Raw genomic sequence first — 16,173 nt, 5'->3', positions numbered from 1 at the left:
GTAAGATGAAAAAGTATTTTCAATCTATAGCATATATCACGTTCATTGCAGTTACACTTTTTGCTATTATGACTGCAATACAATCATACGAAAATCCATTTAGTTTGTATGAGAATCCACTAGTATGGATTGCTATTGTAGCATTGATTTTAGTAATTCTAATGAAGGAATTATTAAACATTGTTGCGCAGCAAAAAGCAGAAACACTTCAAATGGAAAAAGATGGTGTAAATCCAGAAGAGGTTGATCACTGGGCTTGGGCAAAGCGATTAATTAAGAAATGGACAGACACGAAAGCCGTTGAAGAAGAAGATGAAATTATCTTAGACCATAACTATGATGGTATTAAAGAGTTAGATAACAACTTACCACCATGGTGGCTATATATGTTCTATGCAACCATCATTTTTGGTGTGGTGTATTTGGTGAAGTATCATGTATTAGATGGTGACAATCAAACAACAGAATATAACAAAGAAGTTGCCTTGGCAAAAAGAGAATTGGCAGCTTTTAGATCTACTTCAAAAGAAGCAGTAGTGGATGCAGAAACCGTAACGGTATTAACTTCAGATAGTGATTTAAGTAGAGGTAGAGCAGTATATAACTTAAACTGTGCTGCATGTCACATTGCAGACGGTGGTGGAGGTATTGGGCCTAACTTAACTGATGAGTATTGGATTTTAGGAGGAGGAATCAAGAACATATTTACCACAATTACCAACGGAGGTAGAGATGGAAAAGGTATGGTAGCTTGGGGAAAAACCTTAAAACCAAAAGATATTCAAAAGGTGGCAAGTTATATTATGACTTTCCAAGGAACTACTCCAGGAAAACCAAAAGCACCTCAAGGAGAATTGTATAAAGATGAGTCAGCTCCAAAAGAGGTCAAAGAAGAAGGAACAGAGCAAGTAAAAGATAGTGTGCAGTAATTAGTATTACTACTAGTTAGTTTTTAATAGTTGATTATGGAAACTCCCAAGAACGAACAATTTAGAGATAGTATCGGTACGATAAATGAGGAAGGTAAGCGTGCTTGGGTGTTTCCTAAAAAACCAAGCGGAAGGTTTTATAAGTACAGAACCTATGTCAGCTATTTTTTATTACTGTTTTTATTATCCGCACCTTTTATAAAAATAGACGGTAATCAGTTTTTACTATTCAATGTCTTAGAAAGAAGGTTTAATATTTTCGGATTTCCCTTTTGGCCACAAGACTTCCATTTATTGGTAGTGTCTATGATTATTGGGGTGGTGTTTATCATTCTCTTTACAGTAGTATTTGGTAGGATTTTCTGCGGGTGGATTTGTCCACAAACCATTTTTATGGAAATGGTTTTCAGAAAAATAGAATATTGGATAGAAGGAGATAGAGGAAAACAAATCCGTTTAAAAAAACAAAAATGGAATGCAGAGAAAATTAAAAAGAGAGTTTTAAAGTGGTTCATCTTTTTTATCATCTCCTTTTTAATAGCAAATGTATTCTTAGCCTATTTGATAGGAGGAGATACAGTGATTACGTATGTAACAGGGAATCCGTTAGATAACATTAGTACACTGATATCGCTGTTAATATTTACAGGTGTATTCTATTTTGTATTTGCATGGTTTAGAGAACAAGTGTGTATCATCGCTTGTCCATACGGAAGGTTGCAAGGAGTGTTATTAGATAATAAAACCATCAATGTAGCTTATGATCATGTAAGAGGAGAAGGAGAAAAAGGAAGAGCAAAATTCAATAGAAAAGAAGACAGGGCAGCCTCTGGAAAAGGAGATTGTATTGACTGTTTTCAATGTGTAAATGTATGTCCGACTGGAATTGATATTCGAAACGGAACACAGTTAGAATGTGTGAACTGTACCGCTTGTATCGATGAGTGTGATCATATGATGGAAAAAGTAGGATTGCCAAAAGGATTGATACGATATGCAAGTGAAGAGAATATTGTAAAGAAAGCTCCTTTTAAATTCTCAGCAAGAATGAAAGGGTACTCTGCAGTATTAGGAATCTTAATAGCAGTATTAATAGGAATGTTGTTCTTAAGAAATGATGTAGAAGCAACCATTTTACGATTACCAGGACAATTATATCAGCACAAAGAAAACGGAATCATTAGTAATATTTATACCTATAAGGTAATTAATAAAACAACCAAGCAAATAGATGATGTAAGCTATAAGTTACTATCACACAAAGGAAAAATAGAAACGGTTACACATCAAAATTTTGAAGTTCCAAAACAAGGATTGGCAGAAGGAACATTGTTTATAGAATTACACCAATCTGAAATGAAAAAAGAAAAGGTCACCTTAAGAATAGGGGTATATAGCGGAGATCGATTGATTGAAACAGCAAAAACCAATTTCTTAGGACCTAGAAGCTATCGATAAATAGTTTTGAGTTTTAAGTTGATAGTTTTTAGGAGACAGGAGACAGGAGACAGGAGACAGGAGACAGGAGACAGGAGACAGGAGACAGGAGACAGGGGACAGGAGACAGGAAACGAGACAAAAGAGAAAAGAAACAAGAAATTAAATATTAACCGTCATTACGAGGAAGAATGACGAAGTAGTCTCTTAATCAATAAACAGAATACTTCATTCCTAATGACACAAAAACAATAAAAATGAAACTAAACTGGGGCACGGGCATAGTAATCGCGATTATTGGATTTATAGGATTTATCATGTATTTCGTAATCACCATGAGTACAGGTAAAGGATATAATCACGATTTAGTATCTGAAAAATATTATCAGAAAGAACTAGAATATCAGAACAGTATTAATGCTACAAAAAATGCAAAGGCATTAAAAGAAAATATAAAGGTTGAAAAAACAACTGAAGGATTAAACATCCATTTTCCAACGGAGTTTAATCCTAAAGAAATTTCAGGAAAAGTGTTCCTATACAGACCATCTAATAAGCAATTGGACTTCGAAATCCCAATTTCACTTTCCAATACATATTTGCTCGTGCCTGAGAACCGTTTGTTAGGTGGTCGCTGGAACATCACAGTATCCTGGAACTACAAAAATAAAGATTATTTATATCAGAAAGAGTTGATTTACTAATGTATATATCTGCACTCATATTAGGATTATTAGGAAGCTTCCATTGTATAGGAATGTGTGGCCCAATAGCCTTTATGTTACCTGTTGATAGAACCAATAAAGTAAAACAGTTCTTTCAAATAACAAGCTATCATTTAGGGCGTTTGTTTACCTATAGCTTAATAGGACTACTATTTGGCTTACTCGGGAAGAGTTTCTATTTCTTCGGATTTCAACAACAACTTTCTATCATTGTTGGGATTTTAATGATTGTAGTTGTTTTATTACCAAAGACCTTTCAGAAATATAACTTTTCAAAAAGCATCAATCGATTAGTGATGAAGGTAAAATCCGCTTTAGGAAAAGAATTAAAAAAGAAAGGAAACGATACATTTTTTACCATCGGATTTCTAAACGGATTTCTTCCGTGCGGATTGGTATACATGGCAGTATTTGGTGCCTTAACCGCCTCAAATGCTTTTTCGGGAAGCATTTATATGGCGATATTCGGGTTGGGTACCATTCCACTTATGACAACCGTAGTCTATGTAGGAAACTTTGCCAATGGATTGATACGAAGAAGAATACAACAAGCCATTCCATACGTAGTGGTTTTTATTGGTGTATTATTTATTCTTCGTGGATTAGGACTAGGAATTCCTTATGTGTCGCCTGTCTTACAAGGTGCAGGAGAAACCGTAGTAGGTTGTCATTAAGTGGATAATATTTTGGCGTTCATTGTTAAGATTTACAGCAAATGAATGCAGACTTCCTTGTGCTAAGAAATCATATTGTTATAGCTTTGTACTTCTAAGAAGAATCTTATGAAGAAAGAAGTTTTAAACTACAGTTTTATTATTATCGGATGTTTACTCATGGCATTTGGAGTTGTCGGATTTTTAAGTCCGAATAAAGTAGCCATGGGAGGAACCGGAGGATTAGCCATTATTTTTAATTACCTATTTAGCCTGCCAATTGGGGTGTTGTTTGCCTTAATTAATATTCCCTTATTAATCATTAGTATTCGATTTTTAGGAAAATACTTTGCTTTAAAAAGTACCGTAGCAATTCTTACCGTGAGTTTGTTTATTGATATTATTTCTGAATATATAGGATTACCTGCTTTGAGTAACGAACCTTTACTAGCTACTTTGTATGGTGGAATAGCTGTCGGACTTGGAATCGGGTTTATTTTTAAAGGAGGAGGATCTGCCGGAGGAGGAACCATCATTGCGCGAATCATTACTTCTAAAACCTCTTTAAAAACAGGAACCGTTATTTTAATATTAGATGCCATTGTAGTAGTATGTACGGCCATTGTGTTTAACAATGTAGAATTAGCTCTATGGAGTATGATCAGTATTTTTATTACTACTAAAATGATTGATGTGGTCTTATCAGGTCGACCTAACGGACGTGTGGTACACATCTCTTCGGCAAATGATTTAGAACCTATAGGTAAACTCATCAATGAAAAAATTGGGGTAAACGGAACCTTGGTAGCAGGAAACAACTTGAGTGTAAATAGAGATAAATACATCATTTTCGTTACCGTACCAGTCAACCGATTGAACGCCTTAAAACAACTCGTTTATGCCGAAGATAAATCGGCAAAAATGATGGTAATGGATGCTACAGAAATGCTGGGAACTAAGTTTTTAGAATAACAATTGTTTGTATTTGTAACCTGACAAAAATCATATTTTTTCGTAAAAAAGAGAGGTACTTTTAATGTAGAAATTTAAACCAATCTCTTATGAAAAAAATTATTGTACCCGTTGATTTTTCGGAATATTCAGACCGCGCATTGCAAACCGCGAGCTATTTAGCAAAAACCTTTGATGCTGAGGTGTTACCAGTGCATATGTTAGAGTTATCAAATGCCTTAATTACAAGATCTGAAAATGCTGTAAACGAACAAACAATTTTCTATTATAAATTAGCAGAAAAACGATTCAAAGAGTTTTTAGATAAAGACTATTTACAAGAAGTAAAGCTTACTCCAATTATCAAGCATTTTAAAGTGTTTAGTGAGCTCAATGCATTGGCTAGAGAAGAAAATGCTGATATGATTATTATGGGGTCTCATGGAGCTACAGGAGCTAAAGAATTCTTTGTAGGCTCTAATACCGAAAAAGTAGTGAGAAATGCTGAGATTCCTGTATTGGTGATTAAAAACGAAGCTGTCACTACCTCTTTTAAATCGGCAGTATTTGCTTGCGATTTTTCAGATGAAGATGTAGCACCCTATCAAAAAGCAAAAGACCTATTAAGTAACTTTAGCTGTGCGGTTGATTTATTGCATGTAAATACCCCTAATTCAAAATTTAGAAGTACCAAAGAAATGCAAGAAAAAGTAGCCAATTTCTTACAAAAAGCAGAAGGTAGCATTGCCAATATGGACAAGGTGCACTATGTAGCAGATTATACCATTGAAGACGGAATTTTAGAGTTTTCGAATGTACATGGAAAAGATGTGATTATCATGGCAACACACGGACGCAGAGGTCTACAACACTTTATTGAAGGAAGTATCTCTGAAGACGTAGCCAACCATGCTACCTTACCCGTATTGACCTTTAAGATTTAAAAATAGGTTTCCTCTTAATTCAAAAAAACCTCGACATCTAGTTAGATGTTGGGGTTTTTGTTTGGATGTTAAAGAATAAGGTAAAACCTTACTTTGTTTACGGTTTTCCGTAGGTGTGTTTTTTTTGAGCTTTTTATATTTACGATTAATAGATTTTAAATTTTAAAGTTACATAATAGATTGATAGCCCTTTTAAGATAATAAGTAAATATTCTTTTCTGAAGCAAAAAGGTATATCAAAAAGCAAAAAAAGAATCATGAATTTAGAGAGTGTTACATCTATATTTGAAAGTTATATTGAAAAGAAACAAGTCAATTATGCTTTACTAGTTTCTGGGAAATGGGGGAGTGGTAAAACCTATTTATGGAAAAATGTTTTGTCTCAAAAAGTAAAAGAAAAAGAGCTCAAACCAGTATATGTATCATTGAATGGGATAAGTAATGTTAAAGAAGTAGAAGGAATTTTATTGGTCAATTTACTTCCAGACTCTATGAATAATAAATTTGTTAAAGGGTCTATGAATGTCTTAAGAAATGGACTTAATGCCTTAGGAACTGTTTTTGCTGGTGGTATTAAACTTTCAGATCTTACAGATGGCGTAGAGATTAATCTTGATTACTCAAAATTGATTATTTGTTTTGATGATTTAGAAAGATGTTCAATTCCTATTAAAGATATATTAGGTTTAATAAATGATTATGTTGAACATAAGGGACTCAAGGTTGTAATTTGTGCTTATGAGGAAGAAATAAATGATGACGAGTATAAAAGAATTAAGGAAAAAGTAATAGGAAGAACGCTTAACTATAAGGCAAACTATCAAGATTTTTTTGATTCTAGTTTAGATGTTTTAGATGAAGTTGAGTTTAAAACTTTTTTAATTGAAAGAAAAGATATGATAGTGTCTTTTTTTTATGAGCATGATATTCAAAACCTCAGGACATTTAATTTTTATCTGAACTGTGTTCATGAAGTGTTTCCTATGTTAAAAAATCAGGACGCAGGAATTATTAATAGCATGCTGTTTTTTATGCTGATAATATCAAATGAGTTTAAGGAAGGTAGGTTAACTTGTTTAGATAGTGGTGATTATAAGGGGTATGATAGCCCTTTTATATTTAATGAAAATTTACTGAGAATCGGAAAAAAGAGTGTCGGAGAGGATAAAAGTGATAGAGAAAAGTTTGTAGAAAAATATTTAAATAACCAAGAAAAACAAGAGCTGTTTACATTTTCAGAAGGGTTATATGATTATGTTTTAACTGGTGTTTTAGCTGAGCAGAAAATAACTAAAGAGATAGAGAATAGAAAAGAAAAAGAAACATCAGAAGAAGAAAAAGTACTTAACTCATTAATGGGGTATAATTTCAAGACTTTAGAAAATGAAGAGTTTGAAGAAAGTGTAAAGAAGTTTTTAGGTTATATAAAGGAAGGCAAATATAGTATGTATCATTACCCTTCTTTTTATAAAACTTTTCAATATTTCGTAACTAATTTAATATTAATTAAGGATATAAAGGAAATTGAAGATGTGTTATTTGAAGGTATTCAAAAAGCAAAAGAAACGTCAGAAGTTAATTTTTTACTGATTGAAAATTTAGAGGAAGAACCCAGTCTCTTAGATCAGAAATTAATAGAATTTCACTATGACAAAATTAAAGATTCAAACAGAAATAATGCAATAAATATTTATAAATATTTAAACGTTATAGGAAATGAACTTAGCGACTTCTTAAATACTTCAATGGTGTATAAGTGCTTATTTGGTTGCTTAAATCCCCAAGAATTTTTCCAAAAAATAATAGAATTAAGTAATAAAGAAATGTTGAATCTTAATTTTAACCTTAAACAAGGTTATAAAATGTATTTAAATAATTATTGTGAATCTGAATATAAGTTTTTTGTTGATTTTGAGAAGATATTAAAAGAATATATTGCTAGTAATGATATTAAACAACCTAAAAGACTATTATATGGAGAATTTTTAACTTGGGTTGATGAAATTAAGGGGAAACTAATGAAGTAGACATAACCCCGCTTTTGTGCGATTGTATCGCGTCGTAAAACAAGAAAACCAAGCATATAAAACACGATTGGATCCTCTGAGGTAATTGGAATACATTGATAGAGTATTATTTAAACAAAGTATAACAAATGGAATGGAATATTAAAGCGATAAATGAATATATAAGAACCGAGGCAAAAGAAAGTAATTCACTTGAGTTTAAACGTGCAGCTTCATTGTATAATTCCATGAATAAAGCTGGTTCAAAGTCAGATGATCTTTCTAAAGATGTTTCAGCAATGGCAAATTCAAATGGAGGTATTATAATTTATGGAATCCAAGAGTTTAATTCGGGGTCTAATAAATGTAAAGCTGAGTGTATTGACTACGTTGATTCTAATAAGGTTTCGGAGGAGTGGATAGAGCAAGTAATTAATTCAAGAATTACCCCAAGAATTGATAACGTTGAGATTATAAAAGTAGATTTTAGTGATACAGAATGTGTTTTTGTATTGGATATTCCCAAAAGTAATACTGCTCATCAAGCCCAAGACAAGAAGTATTATAAAAGATATAATTTTCAAGCTATTGCGATGGATGATTGGGAGGTTAAAGATGTGATTAATCGAGCATCAAAACCTAAGATTAATATTGTACTTTCCGCTTATCCCGAATCTGTTCTATTAAATAGCATTAAAACAAACAATTTTGAGATAAGCTTAATGATACATAATTTAGGTATGGTTAGTGCAAACTATATCAACTGCTTTATTGAGATTGACAAAGAGGCTAAAAGATATATTAGAACTCCTGAACCAACAATTTATCAAGATTATATTCAAGTAATATTTAGTAATAGAGAAGAACAACAGTTTAAAGTTGGAGAGCAATCTGTAACGTTGCCCGGTTTTTATGATCCATTATTGCCATTAGTTTATAAAACACTGGGAAAGATTCGTGTTAGTAAACGGTTTTTTGAAAATGAGTTTAATATAAAATGTAAGGTTGCTACAGAATCGACTTTTGTGGAATTTGATTTTAAATCGAATGAAATTGAAATAATGAAAAACTAAAAGATATTTGTTACTGCTTCCGCGCGATTGTATCCCCTGCTCCCGCGCGATTGTATCGCGTGATAAAACAAGAAAATCAAGCATAGCATAACCAAAACACATAAAAAGATGGACTTCTGTTCATCTTTTTGTTTTTATAAAAAAGGCCATAAACTAATAGCCTAATAATCTTAAAGACATTTCCATTATAGTCTTAAAGGCATTCCCATTATAGTGTTAAAGGCGTTTCCCTTATAGTGTTAAAGACATTCCCATTATAATGCTAAAGGCATTTGCATTATAGTCTAAAAGTATTTATACTTTTTTAGGAGCAAACAAATAAATCCAGATCAAACGAGACAGTTTAAAGTTTACACCTACCAATAGCAATGATAACAGCACAATTAAACCAAAACTAAGAAACCAATCTAACTTTAAAAACAGCCTAAAAATGATAAAAGCAGCAATACTCTCGGCTACAATTAAACCATAGCTTACATACATGGCTCCAAAGAAGAAACCAGGCTCTTTTTCATAGACAAAATCGCAATGAGAACAGCTCTTTTCCATTTTTCCAATTTTAAACAAATTAAAAACAGCGTTTTTAAACACTTTTCCTTTGTTACACCTCGGACATTTATTAGAAAGTATTGCTATAACTGATTTCATACGATATAAATTTGCTGCAAAAGTATAGTGCTTCGTTTAGAGAAATGTTATCTATAAGTTGCTTAAATTTGTCTAATTAAGACATTTGTGTATGATTCCGATTTTAAACATTGAAAATTTTCAGCCTTCAATAGCAGTTGAAGATTACTTTTATAGCAATGAATTAGATGTCCATTTAAAAAGAAACGAACGCTATTTTAGTCAGCCACATAAGCATAGTTTTTATTTATGTGTATTGATTATTGAAGGGAAAGGGAAGCATGAAATAGATTTTACCACTTATGAAGTAAAACCAGGACGGGTGTTTTTCTTAAAACCAGGGCAATCTCACTTTTGGAGTTTTACATCTTCGGTAAAAGGTTTTATCTTTTTCCATACCCTAGAGTTTTTTAGACTCAGTATGAGTGAATTGAATTTAAATGAGTTTCCTTTTTATACCTTACATGAGTCTTTAATTGATTTACCCAAAGACAAAATAGCTTCCTTTAGTACCTCTTTTCAAAGAATTAATGAAGAGTATCATACCGATGAAATTTTAAAAAGAGCTTCCTTATTGAGCTTGGTAAATCTGCTCTATATAGATTTTATACGATTGTATAATCAAGAAAATACACCACAGCCCAAACAAACGGTGAACAACATTATCGTTATTCACAAGCTAGATGACTTGATAACTAGACATTTTAAGGAACATAAAAAAGCCGCATTTTATGCCGATAAATTACATATGTCGGTAAGACATTTAAACAGAATTTCTAAGGAAGTTTTAGACAAAACTGTTACGGATTTGCTGTATGAGAAAGTAGTGTTGGAAGCAAAACGATTATTGGTACATTCAAAACAACAACTAACCGATATTGCTTATGAATTAGGCTTTGAAAACTATTCGCATTTTTCTAAGTTTTTTAAACTTAAAACAGGTGAAAGTCCAACTGCTTTTAGAAAACGTTATTAACATAGAGACCTTGTTTTTTGGACGTTTACGAGCTGTTAGTAAAGAAAAGCGTACCAACTATTGAATTCAAAAATAGTTTAGACATGGTTGAAAACTTCGGTTTTAATTGTTTGGAAGTAAGTGATTTGATATTATTCTTTCTTTATATTTACCAATCTTAAAAAGCAACGCACAACTATGGACAACCTGTCTTTTATCAATATTATTATTGGTATAGCTCTTATTATTTTTATTTTTTTCAATAAGCATAATTTAGGTAAAAACGTATACGCTAAACTTGCTATCATAGGGGTGATTAGTATTTTTACCTTATCGGCGTTGTCTGATTATCTCATGACGTTAGGTGCTACTCCTCGTTACAGCATATTTACCTATATAGCATTGTTAGTATCGCATTTGATAGGATTTTTTTTATTACTATTTGTCTCTGCCATTACTGGTCAAACCAACCATCTTAAAACCATTATAATTACTGCTCTTGGAGTTACCGTAGTAAGAGCATTGCTTATTTATTCTTTGATTACAGGGTTTCTTATAAAACAAGATACATCTAATATTGATAATTTGGCAGAAGCCAATGCTAAGCTCTCAATAATACTTGCCAATACAGATGAGTTTATTATGGCGGCTTTCAATTTGATATTAACAATTATAGCCTATGGAACATTAAAAAAGGCGCCGTTAATTGTCGATTTAGGTTCGAGTAAAGCACTGTATTATAAATGGGGAAAGATTATCTTGGTTTTTTCAATAGTGCTCTATACCATTGTACTTTTAAATACAGTGTTGTTGTCTTTTAATAGAGATAATTTAACGCATATTTTATTTGTAGAAAAGATATTAAAATCGATATTTTTTATTTTTCTAATTATATCGATGATGTATTTTCCTGTGTTTGCTTATTCAGGTAAATATGAAGATTTACCATCTTTGTATGAAGTAGATAAAGAAAAGTACAAAGGATCTACTTTAATTGATTCACTAGCACTTTTTAATGAGATAGATACTTTAGTTCGAGATGAAAAATTATACCTTGATTCTGAACTAAAGATGGATAAGGTTTCTAAAAAACTAGCAAGACCAATTCCGCATATCTCCCAAGCTATTAATGAGAACACACAGAATAGTTTTCCAGATTATATCAATTCTTTTAGAATAGAAGAAGCCAAGAAGAAACTGTTAGTGGAGAATCCTGATACCATTTTTGCTATTGCTATAGACATAGGTTTTAACAATAAGACTACTTTTTACAATGCATTTAAAAAGTATACGGACATGACGCCTACACAATATAGAAAGCAATTTAGAAAAGAAAAGGACGCTTAATTGAGTACCTTACTTCATGGCTAATAAAGTCTTAGTTTTTTACAAAACTAGTGCTTCCTATGAAACTTCAATAAATTCCTATTCCTATGGGAATGAGATATCATAAACTTATTCTTTCTTAAAAAAAAAAATCAATTCACTCTCTTAATTAATGTTTTAGAAACCTTTTGTTGATGGTTTTTTGAAGGAGGAATGAAGAGAATAGCTACTTAGATACCAGAAAACGGAAATAAAATGAGACTATTTAAATGACTACATCTTTCTATAGTAATAAGACCTCAATTAACTGTTTTTATGCGGGTTTGTTGGTAATTTGTTAAGTGTAAACAATTATAAAAATGAACTTATTTTTTGTGTTAGTATTGTAAAACTGAACTTTTTATTAAAGAAGGGAATCTAATTTTAATCCGAAATTATTTAATAATAAATTAACCCTTCAGAAATGAAAAACAATTATTTAAAGGCGATGGTCCTATCGTCTGTTCTTCTAGGAACGAGTTATCAAGTACAAGCACAGAACAAACAAGAAGTAGAATCTATACGTGGCAGTTATGATTTAAAAAAACTACAAAGATTAAGTAGTAATTTTCAAAAAGAAAGCAACAATAAAAAAGAAGAAGCTTATAAAATAGCTAAGCAAAAAGGATGGGAAACTACCATTTTTAAAAAGGATGGTACCTATATGGAACTTCAAGAAGTTGTAGATGGTAAACCTATTTATTATACAACATTTAATGTAGACGCGGCAAAATCAACAAGAACAAATCACTTACATAATGGAGGTTCCTTAGGCTTAAATTTATTAGGTCAAGGAATGAAAGCCTATGTATGGGATGGAGGAGTACCCAATAAAGACCATCAAGAATATGACGGAACAGGAGGAAACAATAGAGTATCTGTAGGTGATGGATCTTCTACATTAAACTTTCACGCAGAGCATGTAACAGCTACTATTGTAGCGTCAGGAAAAGTGGCGAAAGCAAAAGGAATGGCTCCTTATGCATCTGCCATTGGAAATGATTGGAACAATGATAAGTCGGAAGCAACAAATGCAGCATCTAATGGAATGATACTCTCGAACCACTCATATGGTTATGGAGCACAACAAATTCCAGATTATTATTTTGGAGCATACATTAAAGTTTCTCGTGATTGGGATGAATTGATGTTTAATACACCAAATTATTTAATGGTAGTAGCAGCTGGTAATGATGGACAGGATGAAAGCTCGAATGCAGAACCATTAAATGGAAACAAAGCTTATGATAAATTATCTGGTCATGCTACTTGTAAGAATAATTTAGTAGTGGCCAATGCAAAAGATGCAAATGTTGACGCAAGTGGAAAGTTAATCTCAGTGCAAATTCACAACTCAAGTAGTGAAGGGCCAACAGATGATTTACGTATCAAACCAGATATTGCAGGAAACGGAGCAGGAGTATACTCAGCTACTCACTTTCCTAGTTACGACAAGGCATCTGGACAAAACAATAGTGACGGAAATGTTAACGATGATTATGTTGAAATGACAGGAACATCGATGGCAGCACCAAATGTAACGGGTTCTTTATTGTTATTACAACAACATTATAAGAATAAGAACAATAACTTTATGAAAGCAGCTACCTTAAAAGGTTTGGCTTTACATACTGCTGATGATGCAGGTTCAACTGGACCAGATGCCATTTTTGGATGGGGATTGTTGAATTCGAAAGCAGCGGCTGTAGCCATTACGCAAGCAGGTAAAGAGGCTCAAATTAAAGAGTTAACATTAGCATCAGGAAAATCGTATACCTTAACGGTAGAGTCTGATGGGAAAAGTCCATTATTAGCATCAATTTCTTGGACAGATAGACCAGGTACGGCTACAGAAAAAGCAAATCAATCAACGGCTGTTTTAGTAAATGATTTAGATATTAGAGTTAAAAAAGGAACTACAACTTACAATCCTTGGAAATTAACAGGAGTAAGCACCAATACCAAAGGAGACAATAAAGTAGATCCTTACGAAAGAGTAGATGTTGCAAATGCATCAGGAACCTATACAATCACAGTTACTCATAAAGGAACTTTAACAGGAAATAGTCAGAACTTTTCTTTAATCGTAACAGGATTAAAAGGAGCACCAGTAGTATGTAATGCAACAGTACCAACAAATGTAGTTGCAAATAACGTAACGGAAACGGAAGCTAAGGTAGAATGGACTGCGGTAGCTGGAGCAAAATACGATGTACAATACCGTAAATCTGGAACTACAAATTGGACAACTAAAGAAGCAACTACAAATAGTTATACAATTGAAGGCTTAACAGCAGAAACAAAGTATGACGTACAAGTGCGTAGTAAATGTGCTACTAAAAACTCTGCATATGGCACTTCAATTAACTTTACCACTAAGAAAGAAGCTGCTAAAGATACACAAGCACCAACAGCACCAACAAGCTTAAAAGCAACCAATGTTGAGAAAACTACTTTAGCTTTAAACTGGACAGCTTCAACCGATAATGTTGCTGTAACAGGGTATGATGTATATAGAGGAACTACAAAGTTAACAACGGTAACAGCTACCAACTATAACGTAACAGGTTTAACAGCTGATACAGCGTATAAGTTTTCTGTAAAAGCAAAAGATGCAGCAGGTAATGTTTCTTCTAGTAGTAATGAAATCAGTGTAACCACCAAATCAGATTGGGGTGATGACTGGGGCGACGACTGGGGAGATGATTGGGGTGACGATTGGGGAGGATTCTCAATCAATAGTAACATCTCGAAAATTACAGTTTTCCCTAATCCAACATCAAACTTTTTAAACATTAAAACAGCATCATTGTCAAATGCTAAATATCGTATTGTTAATGTGGTAGGTAGCGTAGTGCAATTTGGAAAAGCAACCAAAAACATTGATGTTTCAAGATTACCAAACGGAGTTTACTTCTTTGAGTTAAAAACTGAAAAAGAACAAAAGGTACTTAAGTTTATAAAAGAGTAAGCAATATTGAATTACCAAGAATTGACAAAACATGTTTTAGTCAATAGTTTTATTTTTTAAATCATAAGCCTCAACTAAAATTAGTTGGGGCTTTTTAGCAGTTAATATATTTTGATGCTAGTTGTGGTTCATGAAAAAGGTGAATACTGCTTTGTAAAAAAGAATAGCTATTCATTACAGTATCAGCTATGCGAATACAGTCTTTTTCAATTTTGTTTTTAACGCTCATGGTAAGCGTTTGTGAATTGTTATGATATTTGATTACAATACTACCATTTGGGTAGTAAATGATTAGCTCATTTTTTAACTGTTCCTGTAACAACAAATCAAACTCTGCACTTAACCAGTTGGTGAACCTATTGAAAAATGCAAAGGATTGTTTTTCTTTCAACTCCATGTGGTAATAGGAATTATAGTAGGTAATATGGATGTTGCTTTTCATTATACTTTAATAAAAATTCGTCTTTTAAATAAAATAAACCCTAAAAGGATATAACATAGCATTACAGTGAATGCATATAACAGAGAGGCTAGTTTATGATGAGAAATGATGCTGGTATACAAATGTTCGTATAAAAAGCTATGTATGTTTTGCTGCTCGTTTACCTTAACCAAGTAAAAAACTTTGGCAATTAATGAAGACAAGAAATAAATAGTAATGGCATTGGTACCTACATAGATACACAATTTACCAAATGTCTTTTGTTGCACATCTGCGATATAATAAAAAATCAATAGCAATAAAATAGCCCAACCAGCAGTAACCAAAACAAAACTACTACTCCAGATAGCTTTGTTTATAGGGAAGAATATATTCCATACATATCCTATCAATAAGGCTGCGCTTCCACTAGCTAACAAGTATTTTAGTTTGGTGTTGGTGTTTTTTAAGAGCAGTACTTTTCCTATCAATACTCCAATGATACAACTGATAACGACAGGAATGGTACTAAGCAAACCTTCAGGATCATAATCGGGTTTCCATAAGTGATTTCCTAATAGCTGTACATCAACATAATTTGCCCAATTGTTAGGCACTCTTTCTAAGCTAGGTAATTCTCCATTTGGTAATGGTATATAAGCTAATAGTATAAAATAGCTCACAAGCCCCCAGAACGAAATATGCAATAATGTTTTATTATTACAATTTAGATATAAAAGTGATGTGATAAAAAACACAATTCCTATTCGTTGTAATACACCAGGAAGTCTAACAGTTTTATAACTTTCTAAAAAGGGGAAATAGGGAATAAACCAATTTAAAAATAGTCCAAGGGCTATGAGCTTAACACTACGAATGAGTGTTTTTTTATAAATAGCTTTGGAGGGGGTTTTATGTTGATACGCTAAAGCAATAGAAACACCAACAATAAAAATAAAAAAAGGAAAGATTAAATCTGTGGGGGTTAATCCATGCCATTCGGCATGCAGCAATGGGACAAATACATGTCCCCAATCACCAGGGTTGTTCACCAATATCATTGCTAAAATGGTAAGTCCTCTTAATATATCTACTGATTGAATGCGTTGCATATCT

Annotated in this window: 14 protein-coding genes; 11 read left to right on the top strand and 3 right to left on the bottom strand. The window is 32.5% G+C overall.

The window, feature by feature from the left end; translation table 11 throughout:
* Window positions 1-5 precede the first annotated feature (5 nt).
* The 8 genes from Q0873_RS17885 to Q0873_RS17850 all read left to right on the top strand — a co-directional run bounded on the left by Q0873_RS17885 (window position 6) and on the right by Q0873_RS17850 (window position 8,718).
* Window positions 6-929 (top strand): cbb3-type cytochrome c oxidase N-terminal domain-containing protein, encoded by a 924-nt coding sequence (locus Q0873_RS17885; protein ID WP_299110101.1) that lies wholly within the window; start codon window positions 6-8, stop codon window positions 927-929.
* 36 nt (window positions 930-965) lie between these two features.
* Entirely contained in the window at window positions 966-2,387 is a 1,422-nt protein-coding gene (gene ccoG / locus Q0873_RS17880; protein WP_299110098.1) for a cytochrome c oxidase accessory protein CcoG, read from the top strand.
* Between the two features lie 236 nt (window positions 2,388-2,623).
* Window positions 2,624-3,070 (top strand): FixH family protein, encoded by a 447-nt coding sequence (locus tag Q0873_RS17875; RefSeq protein WP_299110095.1) that lies wholly within the window; start codon window positions 2,624-2,626, stop codon window positions 3,068-3,070.
* Window positions 3,070-3,765: a sulfite exporter TauE/SafE family protein gene (locus tag Q0873_RS17870; protein ID WP_299110092.1), complete on the top strand. Its 696-nt coding sequence runs from the start codon at window positions 3,070-3,072 to the stop codon at window positions 3,763-3,765. The genes Q0873_RS17875 and Q0873_RS17870 overlap by 1 nt, the downstream gene beginning before the upstream one ends.
* A 108-nt stretch (window positions 3,766-3,873) precedes the next feature.
* Window positions 3,874-4,716 carry a YitT family protein gene (locus Q0873_RS17865; protein WP_299110089.1) on the top strand — a complete coding sequence of 281 codons (843 nt, stop codon included), beginning with the start codon at window positions 3,874-3,876 and terminating at the stop codon, window positions 4,714-4,716.
* Window positions 4,717-4,805: 89 nt separating this feature from the next.
* On the top strand, window positions 4,806-5,639 hold the full coding sequence (locus Q0873_RS17860) for a universal stress protein (protein WP_299110086.1): 834 nt from the start codon (window positions 4,806-4,808) through the stop codon (window positions 5,637-5,639).
* A 257-nt stretch (window positions 5,640-5,896) separates the two neighbouring features.
* A complete protein-coding gene (locus Q0873_RS17855) occupies window positions 5,897-7,666 on the top strand; it encodes a hypothetical protein (protein WP_299110083.1) in 1,770 nt (589 codons plus the stop codon).
* A 128-nt stretch (window positions 7,667-7,794) separates the two neighbouring features.
* The gene (locus tag Q0873_RS17850; RefSeq protein ID WP_299110080.1) at window positions 7,795-8,718 is read left to right on the top strand and encodes an ATP-binding protein; all 924 of its coding nucleotides are present in this window, start codon (window positions 7,795-7,797) and stop codon (window positions 8,716-8,718) included.
* A gap of 294 nt (window positions 8,719-9,012) precedes the next feature.
* On the opposite strand, the gene Q0873_RS17845 is transcribed toward Q0873_RS17850, so the two are convergent.
* A complete protein-coding gene (locus tag Q0873_RS17845; RefSeq protein WP_299110077.1) occupies window positions 9,013-9,366 on the bottom strand; it encodes a DUF983 domain-containing protein in 354 nt (117 codons plus the stop codon).
* Window positions 9,367-9,457: 91 nt separating this feature from the next.
* Here Q0873_RS17845 and Q0873_RS17840 point away from each other — a divergent pair, with 91 nt between their 5' ends.
* The 3 genes from Q0873_RS17840 (at window position 9,458) to Q0873_RS17830 (ending at window position 14,636) form a co-directional block, all read left to right on the top strand.
* Window positions 9,458-10,321: a helix-turn-helix transcriptional regulator gene (locus tag Q0873_RS17840; protein ID WP_299110074.1), complete on the top strand. Its 864-nt coding sequence runs from the start codon at window positions 9,458-9,460 to the stop codon at window positions 10,319-10,321.
* Window positions 10,322-10,498: 177 nt separating this feature from the next.
* A complete protein-coding gene (locus tag Q0873_RS17835) occupies window positions 10,499-11,647 on the top strand; it encodes an AraC family transcriptional regulator (RefSeq protein ID WP_299110071.1) in 1,149 nt (382 codons plus the stop codon).
* 442 nt (window positions 11,648-12,089) lie between these two features.
* A complete protein-coding gene (locus Q0873_RS17830) occupies window positions 12,090-14,636 on the top strand; it encodes a S8 family serine peptidase (protein ID WP_299110068.1) in 2,547 nt (848 codons plus the stop codon).
* 94 nt (window positions 14,637-14,730) lie between these two features.
* Here Q0873_RS17830 and Q0873_RS17825 read toward each other — a convergent pair whose 3' ends face one another.
* Both Q0873_RS17825 and Q0873_RS17820 read right to left on the bottom strand, forming a co-directional pair.
* On the bottom strand, window positions 14,731-15,078 hold the full coding sequence (locus Q0873_RS17825) for a hypothetical protein (RefSeq protein ID WP_299110066.1): 348 nt from the start codon (window positions 15,076-15,078) through the stop codon (window positions 14,731-14,733).
* On the bottom strand, window positions 15,078-16,169 hold the full coding sequence (locus Q0873_RS17820; RefSeq protein ID WP_299110064.1) for a heparan-alpha-glucosaminide N-acetyltransferase domain-containing protein: 1,092 nt from the start codon (window positions 16,167-16,169) through the stop codon (window positions 15,078-15,080). Before Q0873_RS17820 ends, Q0873_RS17825 begins: the two co-directional genes overlap by 1 nt.
* Window positions 16,170-16,173: the final 4 nt, after the last annotated feature.

Source organism: uncultured Tenacibaculum sp. (assembly GCF_947498805.1).
Taxonomy (GTDB): Bacteria; Bacteroidota; Bacteroidia; order Flavobacteriales; family Flavobacteriaceae; genus Polaribacter.
The sequence above is the reverse complement of the archived record's forward strand: the minus strand, read 5'-3'. Positions and strand labels throughout refer to the sequence as shown.

Bases quoted from the DNA above. Each gene is read 5' to 3' on its own strand.
- ccoG (WP_299110098.1), top strand. From the start codon at position 966: ATGGAAACTCCCAAGAACGAACAATTTAGAGATAGTATCGGTACGATA.
- Q0873_RS17845 (WP_299110077.1), bottom strand. From the start codon at position 9,366: ATGAAATCAGTTATAGCAATACTTTCTAATAAATGTCCGAGGTGTAAC.
- Q0873_RS17820 (WP_299110064.1), bottom strand. From the start codon at position 16,169: ATGCAACGCATTCAATCAGTAGATATATTAAGAGGACTTACCATTTTA.
- Q0873_RS17865 (WP_299110089.1), top strand. From the start codon at position 3,874: ATGAAGAAAGAAGTTTTAAACTACAGTTTTATTATTATCGGATGTTTA.
- Q0873_RS17840 (WP_299110074.1), top strand. From the start codon at position 9,458: ATGATTCCGATTTTAAACATTGAAAATTTTCAGCCTTCAATAGCAGTT.
- Q0873_RS17830 (WP_299110068.1), top strand. From the start codon at position 12,090: ATGAAAAACAATTATTTAAAGGCGATGGTCCTATCGTCTGTTCTTCTA.
- Q0873_RS17835 (WP_299110071.1), top strand. From the start codon at position 10,499: ATGGACAACCTGTCTTTTATCAATATTATTATTGGTATAGCTCTTATT.
- Q0873_RS17855 (WP_299110083.1), top strand. From the start codon at position 5,897: ATGAATTTAGAGAGTGTTACATCTATATTTGAAAGTTATATTGAAAAG.
- Q0873_RS17860 (WP_299110086.1), top strand. From the start codon at position 4,806: ATGAAAAAAATTATTGTACCCGTTGATTTTTCGGAATATTCAGACCGC.
- Q0873_RS17850 (WP_299110080.1), top strand. From the start codon at position 7,795: ATGGAATGGAATATTAAAGCGATAAATGAATATATAAGAACCGAGGCA.
- Q0873_RS17875 (WP_299110095.1), top strand. From the start codon at position 2,624: ATGAAACTAAACTGGGGCACGGGCATAGTAATCGCGATTATTGGATTT.
- Q0873_RS17870 (WP_299110092.1), top strand. From the start codon at position 3,070: ATGTATATATCTGCACTCATATTAGGATTATTAGGAAGCTTCCATTGT.
- Q0873_RS17885 (WP_299110101.1), top strand. From the start codon at position 6: ATGAAAAAGTATTTTCAATCTATAGCATATATCACGTTCATTGCAGTT.
- Q0873_RS17825 (WP_299110066.1), bottom strand. From the start codon at position 15,078: ATGAAAAGCAACATCCATATTACCTACTATAATTCCTATTACCACATG.